Below are 14,251 nucleotides of genomic sequence, written 5' to 3' on the forward strand. Positions count from 1 at the left end.
ACGTCACCCCGTCTCCGAGCGGTCCGCTCGATCCGTCACGTCAAGGTCAATACCGAAAGCGTAGACGTGACCACTGACGGTGACGGGCTTCTCGGGGTCATCTTCAGGGTGTTCTCCGGGCCGGCCCTTAGACCCCTCCCCAGGCCGCTCTCCGGACCGTTCCCCGGACCTGGCGCGGCCGCGCCAGGTCCGTGCGGCGAGGGCCGCCGTCAAGCCGGTGATCATGACGATGTCCCGGAAGGCGTGCCTCCGCGCACTCTCCAGATACGGCCAGCGCACTGCGGCGAGTTCCGGCAGCAGGGGGAGCCAGAACCACACCGAGCGCGCCGCCGCCCCGCGCACCACCACCGACGCCACGAGGGAGGGCAGCACGACCAGCATGTAGTGCTGGAACGACGGCCGGGACACCAGGAACGCGGCGAGCATCAGCAGCGACGCGCACTCCACCAGCCGCGCCCCCTCGTCTCCCCCGGCCCGCCATCGCACCCGGGCCAGGGCGAGCACGGTCAGCGCCGCCGCGCCCGCGAGCGCGAGGGCCAGGGGTGTCGGCACCCCGAGCCGGGGCAGCACCGTCGACCACGAGGCGTCGAACGGCCGGGCGTACGCGTCCTGGCCGTGCAGCAGGAAGGGCAGCGTCCCGGTGAGGAACCGCCCCGGCCGGGGCATGGCCGACGCCGCCGCCAGCGACATCGCGGCCGGGACACCGACGGCCCAGGCGAGCGCCCGCCACCGCCGCGCCAGGACGAACAGGAGCAGGACGGGCACGAGCATCGGCTTCAGCGCGAGGGCCGCACCGGTGACCACGGCCGCCGCGCTCCAGCGCCCGCGCCGCGCCAGCAACAGGGCGACCGGGAACGCGACCGCCGACAGCACCGTCCAGTTGCCCAGATAGACGAGACCGTGGAAGGGCTCGAACAGGCCGAGCCCGGCGACCATGCCCGCCGCGAGCCTGCTGTCCGCCCGTACGCCGAAGATCCGCAGCGCGGCCCACACGCCGGCCAGACCGAGCAGGGCGGTCGCGACGGGCACCGCGTAGAACAGCACCCGGCCACCGGCCAGGGTCTGCGGCACGGCCGCGAAGACCGCTCCCGGCAGATAGAGGAACCGCCTGTCCGCGTACGGCGATCCGCCGTCCAGCAGCGTCCGGGCCGCGCGCACCACGACGGCGTTGTCGATGCCCGTGCGCACCCCGGACAGCACCCGCACCACGTCCAGCGCGAACACCAGCAACGCCGCGGCGAGCAGCGGCCGGGGCGCGCGCCCGCGCAGCCACCTGCCCAGCAGATCGGGGGCGGCGTCTCGCCCATGGTGTCGTCCCGGGGCTTCATGGAGTTCCGGCACACTCATCGGGCGACGACCTCCGACAGGACGAAGCCGCCGGGTCCCTCGGCGGTCCTCCTGAGCGCGGGATCGTCCGGCGGCAGTCCCGGCCCGCCGTTCCGTTGCAGCACCCAGCGCACGCCGTACTCCTCGAGAATGCCGAGCCGTTCGGCCCGGGAAGCGGCAGGGAGGAAGTAGCGGCGGGTCGCGGCCCGCCGCCTGTGTTCGTCACGGAGGAACACGTCGGGGTAGGCGGGCGCGACGGTGTACGGCCCGTAGGCGGGGAGCATCCGCAGCGCGTAGTAGTTGTCGGTCATCACCGTGTCCCCTGTGGACATCGCGCGCGCCGCCCAGTCGAACCGCGGCCAGGGCGCGACCGCGTGCACGGTGCGCAGGACTGGCGGGAGGGCGGTGGGCCGCAGCACGTACGACAGTGCCCCGGCCTGCGTCCAGGCGCCCATCAGCAGGGCGGCCGCCGTCAGCGGGGCGAGGGCGGCGCGCAGCCGCCGGTCCGCGGCCGCGGCGGTCTCGACGGCGAGGGCCAGCTGGGCGGGCAGCAGGACGGCGGGCAGGATCCGCCCCCACGCCTGATGTCCGCTCAAGCCGCCCGCGGCGAAGGCCAGGAGGCCCAGCGCGAAGAAGAGCACCAGCGGGTCGCGGCGGTCGCGCCACCAGCGGGCGCCGAGGGCCACCGCCCCAAGGGCCGCCAGACCGAACTTGGCCGCCAGATGCTCGTACAGCGGCCGGTGGATGTCGTCCAGGCCACCCGCGCCGAGCAGCGAGAAGAAGGAGTAGTACGGCCAGCAGGCGAGCACCGCCACACACAGGACGGCCGCGGCACCCAACCGCAGCCACACCGCGGCGGAGGGCCACGGCCGGGCGCCCAGCAGCACCGCGGCGGCACCGAGTACGGCCACCGCGCCCGTGAACTGATGGCTCAGCAGCACGCACGCCAGCAGCAGCCCGAGCCCGAGGAAGCCCGGCAGCCCCCGGCCGTTCCCGCGCACCGCACCGCGCAGCAGCGCCCACAGGTGGAAGGCGAGCCCGAGGGCGAGGGTGCTCGGGTAGGCGAGGGTCAGCGACAGCGAGACGAGGCCGGGGAAGCCGCTCCACGCGAACAGCCGCACGCCGTGCAGCAGCAGGACGCACAGCAGCGCCAGCGGAACCGCCGCCCACGCGCGCGTGAAGGTGCGGACGAAGGCGCGGACCCCGGTGCCGAGCAGCACGATCCCGGCGAGCCCGGCCAGCCGCAGCACGGTGAACGTGCCCCAGCCGGTCGCGGAGGCGCACAGCGCCAGCAGCACCGTCCACGGCGAGTAGTACGGGCTGGAGGTGTCCGCGCGCACCAGCGGGTTGCCGGGGTGCAACGGGTCGGCGCGCAGCCGTTCCAGGACGGCCGCGTGCATCCCCAGGTCACCGGCCCACGGCAGTCGCACCACCATGAGCAGCAACAGGACGGTCAGCAGCAGGAGGACCGCGGAGGCCGCCGCCCGGTACGGGACGACCGGGCGCGTGCGGGGCGTCCCCGCGCCGGCGCGCGGGGCCGTGCGCTCAGCGGGCGCGGCGGCCGGTGGCACGGGCGGCCCTCGCACGCAGCCGCCATGGCATGGCCACGGATTCGAGCTGTACGGCCAGATTCATCTTCGACTCACCGACGGTACGGTCCTCGAAGTGGATCGGCACCTCCATGACGGTGCGCCCGGCGCGCAGCGCCCGGTACTTCATCTCGACCTGGAAGCTGTATCCGGCGCTGTCGACGGTCGCGAGATCGAGTGCGCGCAGGGCGGCCGCGCTCCAGAGGTTGAAGCCGCCGGTGATGTCGCGGACGCGGGTGCCCAGGATCGTGCTGGCGTAGGCGTTGGCCCAGCGGGACAGCAGTCTGCGGTGGACGCCCCAGGCATCGGAGAGGGTGCCGCCCGGCACGTAACGGGAGCCGACGACGACGTCCGCCCCGGTGGCGAGAGCCACGCCGAGCAACTCGGGCACCTTGGCGGCCGGATGACTCCCGTCCGCGTCCATCTGCACGACGTACGCGGCCCCTTCGTCGACGGCGCGGGCCATCCCGGCGGCGTAGGCACGCCCGAGGCCGTCCTTGGCGGTGCGGTGCAGGACGGACATCCGGGTGCGGTCCGGGGTGTTGTGCCGCTCGGCGAGGTCCTCGGCGATCTTCCCGGTGCCGTCCGGGCTGCTGTCGTCGACGACGAGCAGCCGCAGGCCCTCCAGCGGCAGCGCCATGAGCGCCTCGGCCATCGCGGGGAGGTTGTCGGCCTCGTTGTAGGTGGGCATCACCACGGTCGTCGGGGTGCGTCCCCACTCCGCGGGGAGCGGGGCGGCCACGGCATCGGAGGTTCGGGTAGCGCTCATGTGCCTGTCCTTGTCGGTGAAGGCCGGCGGGGTTCGGTGTGGTCCGGTGTCGTCCGGTGGTGTGGTCCGATGGGTCCGGTCAGACGGCGGAGAAGCGGATGGCGGCGTCGGGGATGGCCGTCCCGCACCAGATACGGGCCCCGTCGCGGAGTTCGTTGTCCGCACCGATCGCGGCACGGTCACCGATCACCACGCCGTCGAGTACGGTACGCGGGCCCACCCGGGCGCCGTGGCCGATCATGCTGGCGCGCACCCGGGCGTCCGCCTCGACGCGGGCGCCGTCCAGCACGACGGACCCCTCGATCTCGGCACCCGCCGCGACGTGGGCCCCGGCGCCGACGACCGTGCCGCCGTGCAGCCTCGCCCCGGCCTCCACCCGCGCACCGGGCAGCAGCAGGAACTCCCCGGGTTCACCGGGGACGGCCGGGGAACGGACGACGCCCCGCACGAGGTCGGCCGACGCCCGGACGAACGCGGCGGGGCGCCCGAGGTCCAGCCAGTACGAGGCGTCGACCACGCCGTGCAGCAGCGCGCCCGCGGCCAGCAGCCCGGGGAAGGTCTCGCGCTCCACGGAGACCGGGCGGCCGGTGGGGATGGTGTCGATGACGTCGCGCCGGAAGACGTAGCAGCCCGCGTTGATCTGGTCGGTGACGATCTCCTCGGGGTGGCGCGGCTTCTCGGTGAAGGCCAGCACCCGGCCGTCGGGATCGGTGGGCACCAGGCCGAAGGCCCGGGGGTCGGCGACCCGGGTCAGGTGGAGGGTGACGTCGGCCCCCGCCCGCTCGTGACGGTGCAGCAGGCCGCGGATGTCGAGACCGGTGAGGATGTCGCCGTTGAAGACGAGGACGGGGTCGCGGGGGCCGCCGGTCAGCGCGCCCGCGGCGCTGCGGATCGCGCCGCCGGTGCCGAGCGGGACGTCCTCGGTGACATAGGTGAGCCGCAGGCCGTGGGCGGAGCCGTCGCCGAAGTAGGGCTCGAAGACCTCGGCGAGGTAGGAGGTGGCCAGGACGACGTGGCGGACGCCCGCCGCTCTGGCGCGGGCGAGCTGGTGGGCGATGAAGGGCACGCCGGCGGCGGGGACCATCGGCTTCGGCGTGTTGAGGGTGAGCGGCCGGAGCCGGGTCCCCTTGCCGCCGACGAGCAGTACCGCCTCTGTCATGCCACCGTCCTCGCCGTCTTCGTCGCACTGCGTCATTTTTTGCGGCAATTTACACTACAATCGGTTCTCTGCGTCAAATGTCTGCTTTGCGTGGCGAGCGTATTGGGAGAGGCCCTTGCGACCCCTGCGACCGAGGCCCCCCACCGGGGCACCCGCCTCCGCCCTGGCGCGACTGTCCGCCCTCGCCCGGGAATTCGCGAAGTTCGGCACGGTCGGCGGCCTGGGGATCTTCGTCAACCTCGCGGTCTTCAACCTCTGCCGCACCACCACGGGCCTGCCCGTCGTCCGGTGCAGCGTGATCGCGACCGTGGTCGCCATCGCCTTCAACTACGTGGGCCTGCGGCATTTCGCCTACCGCGACCGCGACAAGAGCCACCGCGCCCGGGAGGTCGCCCTCTTCGCCGTCTTCAGCGCGGTCGGCCTGGTCATCGAGAACGGCGTGCTCTACGTGGCCACCTACGGGTTCGGCCGGGACACACCGTTCCAGAACAACCTGTTCAAGTTCCTCGGGATCGGCGCGGCCACGCTCTTCCGCTTCTGGTCCTACCGCGTCTGGGTGTTCCGGGCGCTGGCGGGCCGGAGGCGCGACCTCCGCACCTGCGGGCCCTCTCCTCACGGCGACCCCTCGAACAGCACGAGCAACCCCGCCGCGTACCACCCCGAGACCACCGCACCCCCACCGTAGAGACACACCCGCACCCCAAGCGGAGCACGGGCGAGCGGCCGGGCCACCAACAGCAGCAGAACCGGCAGGAACGGAAGCATGAAGCGTGGTTTGGACAGCGGCGAACCCGGCGTCCCCACCATCAGCAGCCACGCCCCGGCGACCAGCACGACCAGCGGCCACGGCACGCTCCGGTCCAGCGCGAGGGCCAGCACCCCGATCGCCGCGAGCACGATGAGACCCAGCACCACGGCCCCGCGCAGATCGCCGATCCGGCCCGCGTGGTGGTAGAGCAGCATCCCCTTGAGGATGTGCGCGGTGCCCCGGCCGAAGTCGAACGACTGGTCCCAGGCGCGCTCCGCCTCGAACCACCCGTCCACCCGGCCCACCTTGCCGCCCAGGAACAGCCAACTGCCCAGCAGCCCCAGCGGCGCCGTCGTCAGCGCCACCCACGGCCGCCAGCCGTCCCGCCGCCGGATCACCGCCCACCCGGCGGCCAGCACGACCGTACCGATCAGCACCGAGGCCGTGGGCCGCACCGTACCCGCCAGGACGCACAGCGCGGCGGCCGTCAGCCAGCGGCCCGCCAGCAGGGCCACCAGGCACCAGACGAGGGCGGCGCTGAAGACCGCCTCCGAGTACGGCACCCACAGCGCGAACGCGTACGGCGAGCAGGCCCACAGCGCCACGCACGCGTACCCGGCGCCCGGCCGCCCGCCGACGGCGCGCACCAGCCGGTACACGCCGGCGGCCGCCACCGCGGCCGCGACCCAGGAGACCAGCACGCCGGCGTACGGGAAGGGAATCCCGGTCAGCACGTGCACGGCCCGGATCAGCCCGGGGACCATCGGGAAGAAGGCGATCATGCTGAACTTGGGCTCCCCGTCGGAGCCGTACGGGATCGCGCCCGGATAGCCGCGCTTGGCGATGTGCAGGTAGTTTCCGCTGTCCCAGCGGCGCAGCAGCTGTCCGGTGCCGCGGCCGAGGTGATGGTTGATCAGCAGCAGGACGGCGAAGCCGATCGCCGCCACCACGAGGTAGAGGGCGGCCGCGCGGGCCGCCTCCCCGCGCGCCGGAGCGGGGACGGCCCTCGCCCGCGGCGGCGCCGTCGGTGCGGGGGCAAGTCGTGTCACGACCTTCATGGTCTCTCTTAACACGGCTCAAGACGACAAAAGGGGGCAGCTCCGGGGATTTCTCCCCGGGGCCGCCCCCCGTTCACCCGGGCGTCAGCTGTGCGTCCGCAGCAGCGTCCGCATCGTCCGCATGGCGACCGACAGGTTGGCCAGGTCGAAGGCGTCCGAGCCGCGGATCTCGTCGAGCGTGGTGCGCGCCCGGCCGAGGATCGCCGCGTTCTTCTCCTCCCAGGTGCGGAAACGCTCCTCCGGGGTGGAGGTGCCGTTGCCGACGGACAGGATGTCGGCGGTGAGCGCCGCGTGCGCCGCGTAGAGGTCCTCGCGGATGGAGGCGCGGGCCATCGACTGCCAGCGGTCGGAGCGCGGCAGCTCGATGATCCGGTCCATCAGCTGGGTGATGTGCAGCCGGTCCCCGAGGTCGTAGTAGACCTCGGCGACGTCCAGCGGCTCCTTGCCGGAGCGGTCCGAGACGGCGACGATGTCGAGCGCCGGGAAGACGGACGAGAAGCCCGCCACCCGCACGGCCAGGTCGTCCGGCACCCCGGCCGCCACCAGCTCGTCGTGGATGTTCTGCCACCACTCGGCGTCGGCGCCCTTGAGCAGCTTCGGCAGCTGGAACCAGACCGCCGCCACGCCGTCCCGGAAGAACTCGATGGTCTCGGCGAGCTGGAGCGGCTGCGGCCGGTTGTTGAGCAGCCAGCGGGTGCCGCGCTCGACCAGGCGCCGCGAGTGCAGCCGGATGCGGGTCAGCACGTCGGCCGGGACGCGGTTGTCGAGCGCCTCGACGGCGTCCCACACCTTGCCGAGGCCGAAGATCTCCCGGGCCGCGGTCTGCGCCCGGACGATCTCCTCCAGCGAGGCCCCGGTCTCCTCCCGCAGACGGTGCAGGAAGGTGGAACCACCGCTGTTGACCGTGTCGTTGACCAGCACGGTCGTCACGATCTCGCGACGCAGCGCGTGCCCGTCGATCTGCTCGCCGAAGGACGTCCGCAGCGCCTTGGGGAAGTACGCGTACAGCAGCCGCTCGAGGTACGGATCGTCCGGCAGGCCGGTGGAGAGCAGCTCCTCGGCAGTGGTGATCTTGATGTAGGCGAGCAGGACCGCCAGCTCCGGCTGGGTCATCCCGCGGCCCGCGTTGAGCCGCTCGCGGATCTGCCGGTCGGTGGGCAGGAACTCCAGGGCCCGGTCCAGGTGGCCGTCGCGGGACAGCCTGCGCATGATGCGCTGGTGGGCGTGGAGCAGGCTGGGCGCCTGGGAGACGGCGTTGGCCAGGGCCACGTTCTGCGCGTAGTTGTTGCGCAGGACGAGCTCGCCGACCTCGTCGGTCATCTCCGCGAGGAGCTTGTTGCGCTGCTTGACGGTCATGTCGCCGTCCGCGACGAGCGCGTTCAGCAGGATCTTGATGTTGACCTCGTGGTCCGAGGTGTCCACGCCGGCGCTGTTGTCGATGGCGTCGGTGTTGATCCGGCCGCCGGTGGCGTCCGGGCCCCCGAGGCGCGCGAACTCGATGCGGCCGAGCTGCGTCAGACCGAGGTTGCCGCCCTCGCCCACGACCTTGACCCGCAGGTCCTGGCCGTCCACGCGGATCGCGTCGTTGGCCTTGTCGCCCACGTCGGCGTGGGACTCGGTCGACGCCTTCACGTACGTGCCGATGCCGCCGTTCCACAGCAGGTCGACCGGCGCCCGCAGGATGGCCTTCATCAGCTCGGCGGGGGTCATCTTGGTGACGCCCGCCTCGATGCCGAGGGCGGCCCGGACCTGGGCGTTGACCGGGATCGACTTGGCCGTACGGGGGTGGATGCCGCCGCCCGCGGAGAGCAGGCCCGTGTCGTAGTCCGCCCAGGAGGAGCGGGGCAGCTCGAACAGGCGGCGGCGCTCGGCGTACGAGACGGCCGCGTCCGGGTTCGGGTCGAGGAAGATGTGGCGGTGGTCGAAGGCGGCCACCAGCCGGATGTGCTCCGACAGCAGCATGCCGTTGCCGAACACGTCGCCGGACATGTCGCCGACGCCGACGACCGTGAAGTCCTCGGTCTGGGTGTTGTGGCCCAGCTCCCGGAAGTGCCGCTTAACGGACTCCCAGGCACCGCGGGCGGTGATGCCCATGCCCTTGTGGTCATAGCCCGCGGAACCGCCGGAGGCGAAGGCGTCGCCCAGCCAGAAGCCGTACGACTCGGCGACCTCGTTGGCGATGTCGGAGAAGGTCGCGGTGCCCTTGTCGGCGGCGACCACCAGGTAGGTGTCGTCCCCGTCGTGGCGCACGACGTCCTTCGGGGGCACGACCTCGCCGCCGACCATGTTGTCGGTGATGTCGAGCAGACCCGAGATGAAGGTCTTGTACGAGGCGATGCCCTCCGCCAGCCATGCGTCGCGGTCCACGGACGGGTCCGGCAGCCGCTTGCCGACGAAGCCGCCCTTGGCGCCCACCGGCACGATGACGGTGTTCTTCACCATCTGCGCCTTGACCAGGCCGAGGACCTCGGTGCGGAAGTCCTCGCGCCGGTCGGACCAGCGCAGACCGCCGCGCGCGACCTTGCCGAAGCGCAGGTGCACGCCCTCGACGCGCGGCGAGTAGACCCAGATCTCGAACGCCGGGCGGGGCGCCGGGAGCTCGGGGATGGCCTGCGGGTCGAGCTTGATGGACAGGTAGGCGTGCGGCAGGCCCGCCTGCGTGCGCTGGAAGTGGTTGGTGCGCAGGGTGGCCTTGATGACCGTGAGGAAGGCCCGCAGGATGCGGTCCTCGTCCAGGCTCGCGACCTGGTCGAGGGCGCCGTCCAGCTCCTCCAGCAGCCCGTCGATCAGCTCGCGCCCGGCGCGCTGGAGCGCGGGCGACATCCGGGCCTCGAACAGGTTGACCAGGAGGCGCGTGGTGTGGACGTTGTTGCTGAGGGTGTCCTCCATGTAGGACTGGCTGAACGGCCAGCCCGCCTGGCGCAGGTACTTCGCGTATGCGCGCAGCACCATCGCCTGGCGCCAGTCGAGACCGGCCTGGAGCACCAGCTTGTTGAAGTTGTCGTTCTCCGCGGCGCCCGTCCAGACGGCCGCGAAGGCCTCCTGGAAGCGGACGCGGGCGTCGTCGCCGTCGACCCGCTCGGGCATCCGCAGCCCGAAGTCGTAGATCCAGGCGGTCGTCCGGTCCGAGCAGCGCAGCTCGTACGGCCGCTCGTCGACGACCTCGACGCCGAGCCGGTGCAGCACCGGCAGCACCGCGGAGAGGGAGACGGGCTCACCGGTGCGGTAGATCTTGAAGCGGCGCTCGTCGGGGCCCGCGCCGACCGGCTCGTAGAGGCTGAGCTCGAAGTCGCGGTCGCCGCCCGCCGCGGTCAGCTTCTCCAGGTGACCGAGGTCGGAGACGGCGCCGCGCGGGCTGTGGTCGGCCTTGTAGCCCTCGGGGAAGGCCTGGCCGTAGCGGCGCAACAGCTCGGCGGCGCGCTCCTCGCCCACCTCGGCGGTGAGCGTCTCGGCGAAGCCGTCGGCCCAGGAGCGGGCGGCCTCGACCAGACGGGCCTCGATGCGCTCGACGTCGGCGTCGGTGAGGTCGGTCAGGGTGGAGCCCGGCTCGACGCGGACGACGAAGTGCAGCCGGGAGAGGACCGACTCGGTGTTCCACGCGGTGAAGTCGACGCTGGTGCCGCCGAGCTCCTCCTTGAGGATCTCGATCAGCCGCAGCCGGACGCCCGTGGTGTAGCGGTCACGCGGCAGGTAGACGAGGGCGGAGTAGTAGCGCCCGTAGGTCTCCTGGCGGAGATAGAGCCGCAGCCGGCGGCGTTCCTGGAGGTACAGGACGCTGGTGGCGACGGTGCGCAGCTGGTCGGCGGGCGTCTGGAACAGCTCGTCGCGCGGGTAGGTCTCCAGGATCTGGAGCAGGTCGCGGCCGTCGTGGCTGTCGGGCGAGAACCCGGCGTCTGCGAGGACCTGGGCGACCTTGCGGCGGACGACGGGGACGCGGCGCACGGACTCGGTGTACGCGGCGGAGGAGAACAGGCCCAGGAAGCGGCGCTCGCCGATGACATTGCCCTCGGCGTCGAACTTCTTCACCCCGACGTAGTCGAGGTAGGAGGGACGGTGCACGGTGGCGCGGCTGTTGGCCTTGGTGAGGACGAGCAGCTTGTGCTCGCGGGCCTTGGCGCGGGCGTCCGCGGGCAGCCGGTTGAAGGACGGCGACGCCGGGCGGGTGAGGTGGGAGCGGCCGGGACCTGCGTGGTGGCCCTCGTCGTGGTGCGTGGGGTCCGAGCGCAGGATGCCGAGGCCGGTGCCGGGGACGGCGCTGAGGACGTCCTCCTCGTCGCCGTCGGCGGAGATCCGCTGCAGCTCGTACTCGCGGTAGCCGAGGAAGGTGAAGTGGTCGGAGGCCAGCCACCGGAGCAGCTCGCGGGCCTCCTCGACCTCGGACGCGGGCACGTCAGTGGCGGTCGGCTCGGCGGGCAGGTCCTCGGCGATGCGCAGCGCGGCGTCGCGCATCTTCTCCCAGTCCTCGACGGCCTCGCGGACGTCGGAGAGCACGCGCAGCAGATCGGCGGTGATCTGCTTGAGGTCGCCGCGGTCGGTCTCGCGGTCGATCTCGACGTGGATCCACGACTCGGTGAGCGCGTCGTGCGGCAGGACGGCGCCCTTGCCGTCGCCGTGCGCGTCGCAGTTCGAGCCGAGGACCTCCAGCAGGCGGCCGGTGACGTCACGGCGGACGACGACCTGCGGGTGGATCACGACGTGGATGCCGCGGCCCTGGCGGGAGAGCTCGTTGGTGACGGAGTCGACCAGGAAGGGCATGTCGTCGGTGACGACCTCGACGACGGAGTGGCTGCACGTCCAGCCGTTCTCCTCGACGGTCGGCGTGTGCACCCGCACGTTGGCGGTGCCCTGCGGCCGGTTCTCGGCGAGCCGGTAGTGCGAGAGCGCGGCGCCGAAGACGTCGACCGGGTCGCGACCGGTGAGGTCCTCGGGCGCGGTGTGCAGGTAGTAGCGCTGGAGATAGGCGGTCAGGGTCTCGGGGTCGAGCGCGCCCTCGCCCTTCGGACCGGTCGGTTGCGGCCCCCCGGCCGGGCTGTTCTCAGCGACGCGCGCCGCCCGTTCGAGCAACTCGGCCTTGGCTTCGTCCAGCTTGGTCTGCATGTCCTCTGGCTCCTGTCGCGCGCCGTTGCGTGACATAGGTGGTGAAGGCATCACGTCGCGACGCGGGGTATCCGGTCGTCCTCGACGTTATGCCGGAATGAGAGGTGATCGGGGCTGTTGTGACGGCTTTGACAGTCATCTTGACGAGATCTGTCCTGCCGGGATTCGTCGTGTCCGCCCCGTGACGGGAATCAGCGACCGCCCGGGTGCGGTGGCACTCCGGGCGAAGGGCAGGGGTGGTGTCACCCTCCGTGCCGGATATCGCGCTGATCACCCGACAAGGCTATCGCTCTTCCCCCAGGAACCGTCACGAGCCAGTTGTGTACAAATCCCAGGCCTGAACTTTGACGCTCCGGACAGCGACGCAGCGACCGGAAGCACTCCCTCCGCACCATTCCCCCCTCCAGCGCCCTCTCCAGCGCCGCTCACCAGCGGCTCCGCCGCCCCGCCGGCCTCAGCCGACGAGCCGCCGCGCCTCGGCGACGGCGGCCGCGAGACTGTCCACGACCGGAACGCCCGCCTCGGCGAGACTCGCCCGGCTGTGCGACCCGCCGCTGTAGAGCACGGCGTGGGCGCCCACGTGCGCCGCCGCCATCGCGTCGTCGACGGCGTCACCGATGATCACGGTGCGGTGCGCCGGTATGCCCTCCAGACCGGCGACGTGCCGGGCCATGTGCGCCGCCTTGCTGCCGCCCGAGGGGCCCGTACGCCCCTCGACCCGGACGAATCTCTCCTCGATCCCGAAGCCGCGGACGAGCGGGACGAGCTCCTCGTGGCCGTGCATCGACAGGATCGACTGGGTGCCGCCCGCGCCCTGCCAGTCCGCCAGCAGGCGCTCGGCGCCCTCCGCGAGGCCGCAGTGCGGGGCGTGGTCCCGGTAGTGCCGGTGGAAGACCTCGTCCATGTGCTCCCACTCGGCGGACGTGGGCAGGCGGCCCAGCAGCCGCTCGTAGAACCTCGGGACCGGGACGCAGTACAGCTCGCGGTACCGCTCCAGGGTGATCGGCTCCAGGCCGATCTCGGCGAAGGCGGCATTGGTCGCCGCGATCACTGCCTCGGTGTCGGAGAGGAGTGTCCCGTTCCAGTCCCAGACGATGTGCGTCACGTGCTTCCCCATGACACGACGGTACCGATCAGGTGTGACGGCCGGGACCGGAGGAGACCCTGAGATATCCAGGAGATCCCGCTCAGAGAAGACCCGGGATCTCCTGGACGCCGAACCACATGAGGTCGTGGTCCTCCGCGCCGTCGACGACGAACTGCGCGTCGTCGTCGCCCTTGTCCGCCGCCTCCAGCGCGGCGGCCGCGGCCGCGACGTCCGCCTCCGCGTCGCCGGAGTCCACGTGCACGGCCGCCGCCTTCGCCAGCGGCACGGCCGCCGCGAGCCGCACCTGGCCCAGCGTGGCCTGCTCCAGGCCCCGGTCCGGATCGCCGGCCGCGGCCCCGTCCGGCACGTCGACCGCGACGACGACGCGGCGGCGCGCGGCGTCCGGGTCGTCGGCGAGCTTGCGCAGCGACGCCTCGGCGGCGCGCCCGAGGGCCGCGTACTCCAGCTCCTCGACGTCCTCGGAGAGGTACCACTCGCGCAGCGCGGGGGTGACGGCATAGGCGTACAGCGGGGCGGGCCCGAGCTGGCCGGTCCGGTGCGCCTCGGCGAGACCGGAGAGGGTCAGGGGGACGTAGACGCGCATGACCGCCGCTTTCCTGGAGTTCCTGAGCACTGGACGAACCGCGCTGCCAGCATACGGGCGGGAGTCCCCCTTCGAAGTGCGGGAGCCCCTGTGGGGCGGGTCCGGGGGCGCCGTCCCCTTTTGCCCACCCGGCGCGGGAGAGCCGCTCCACACCCCCTCAGCGCCCCTCCGGCACCCCTTCACCCGTACGGCTCGCCCCTGATAGGTGAACCCGGCCGGGCCGTACGGCGGCGGCCACCCGCCCTTGCCGCCCGCCACGGGCCGCCGATAGAAGATCCCCGACCAGGGGGTACCGCCCGGTATCGGCACCGGGCCCGGCATGCATCACGGGGGCGATCGCCATGCACCGCACGACCACCGGCTCCACCGGCCCGGCCAGGGCCACCAGGGCGGCCAGGACCGGGCCGCCCCGGCGCACCGACGGCAGGAGACCCCACCCGGACCCGGCGGCACGGCGCCGGGAGCGCGAGGGGCTGCCGCGCTACTGGTTCGCCAACCGGCTGCTGCTCACCCTCAGCGGCCAGCGCCCGGTGCACTGGATGCTCGGGCACACGCTGGGGACCGCCTACGACCAGCTGGCCACGCTCGCCCCGCACACGCCGCTGCGGCCACCGCCACCGGGCCGCGCCCCGTTCGTACGGCGCTGCGACGAGTTCCGGCCGCGGCCCGGTGTCATCGAGGCGTTCGCCCGGATCGTCTCCGGGGACCGGCTCCAGGCGCTCGCCTTCCGGCTGGAGCGCGGCGCGGACCAGCGGTGGCGGTGCTCCGCGATCGAGCTCGGCGGAGCCCGGACATGAACGCGCGAGGCGGGGCC

10 protein-coding genes are annotated in these 14,251 nt (G+C 72.7%); 2 read left to right on the top strand and 8 right to left on the bottom strand.

Features of this window, described 5'->3' with window-relative positions:
- Window positions 1-3 precede the first annotated feature (3 nt).
- From ACWD4A_RS10465 to ACWD4A_RS10480, 4 genes are all read right to left on the bottom strand, one after another.
- Window positions 4-1,347, bottom strand: a complete 1,344-nt coding sequence (locus ACWD4A_RS10465; RefSeq protein WP_451191993.1) for a glycosyltransferase 87 family protein — start codon at window positions 1,345-1,347, stop codon at window positions 4-6.
- A complete protein-coding gene (locus ACWD4A_RS10470; protein WP_451191994.1) occupies window positions 1,344-2,897 on the bottom strand; it encodes a hypothetical protein in 1,554 nt (517 codons plus the stop codon). The genes ACWD4A_RS10465 and ACWD4A_RS10470 overlap by 4 nt, the downstream gene beginning before the upstream one ends.
- A complete protein-coding gene (locus ACWD4A_RS10475) occupies window positions 2,872-3,684 on the bottom strand; it encodes a polyprenol monophosphomannose synthase (RefSeq protein WP_451191995.1) in 813 nt (270 codons plus the stop codon). The genes ACWD4A_RS10470 and ACWD4A_RS10475 overlap by 26 nt, the downstream gene beginning before the upstream one ends.
- Before the next feature lie 79 nt (window positions 3,685-3,763).
- Window positions 3,764-4,843: a sugar phosphate nucleotidyltransferase gene (locus tag ACWD4A_RS10480; RefSeq protein WP_451191996.1), complete on the bottom strand. Its 1,080-nt coding sequence runs from the start codon at window positions 4,841-4,843 to the stop codon at window positions 3,764-3,766.
- Window positions 4,844-5,006: 163 nt separating this feature from the next.
- Between ACWD4A_RS10480 and ACWD4A_RS10485 the strand changes: the two genes are divergently transcribed.
- On the top strand, window positions 5,007-5,528 hold the full coding sequence (locus tag ACWD4A_RS10485) for a GtrA family protein (protein WP_451192032.1): 522 nt from the start codon (window positions 5,007-5,009) through the stop codon (window positions 5,526-5,528).
- Here the strand turns inward: ACWD4A_RS10485 and ACWD4A_RS10490 are convergent.
- The 4 genes from ACWD4A_RS10490 to ACWD4A_RS10505 form a co-directional block, all read right to left on the bottom strand.
- Window positions 5,456-6,640 carry a hypothetical protein gene (locus ACWD4A_RS10490; protein WP_451191998.1) on the bottom strand — a complete coding sequence of 395 codons (1,185 nt, stop codon included), beginning with the start codon at window positions 6,638-6,640 and terminating at the stop codon, window positions 5,456-5,458. The genes ACWD4A_RS10485 and ACWD4A_RS10490 overlap by 73 nt on opposite strands.
- A gap of 93 nt (window positions 6,641-6,733) precedes the next feature.
- On the bottom strand, window positions 6,734-11,746 hold the full coding sequence (locus ACWD4A_RS10495; RefSeq protein ID WP_451191999.1) for an NAD-glutamate dehydrogenase: 5,013 nt from the start codon (window positions 11,744-11,746) through the stop codon (window positions 6,734-6,736).
- A gap of 454 nt (window positions 11,747-12,200) precedes the next feature.
- A complete protein-coding gene (locus tag ACWD4A_RS10500; protein WP_451192001.1) occupies window positions 12,201-12,863 on the bottom strand; it encodes an HAD family hydrolase in 663 nt (220 codons plus the stop codon).
- Window positions 12,864-12,933: 70 nt separating this feature from the next.
- Window positions 12,934-13,437 (bottom strand): DUF6912 family protein, encoded by a 504-nt coding sequence (locus ACWD4A_RS10505; protein ID WP_451192003.1) that lies wholly within the window; start codon window positions 13,435-13,437, stop codon window positions 12,934-12,936.
- A 341-nt stretch (window positions 13,438-13,778) separates the two neighbouring features.
- On the opposite strand from ACWD4A_RS10505, the gene ACWD4A_RS10510 reads away from it, so the two are divergent.
- A complete protein-coding gene (locus ACWD4A_RS10510) occupies window positions 13,779-14,234 on the top strand; it encodes an Rv3235 family protein (protein WP_451192005.1) in 456 nt (151 codons plus the stop codon).
- Window positions 14,235-14,251 lie beyond the last annotated feature (17 nt).

The organism is Streptomyces sp. NPDC002537 (assembly GCF_053594975.1).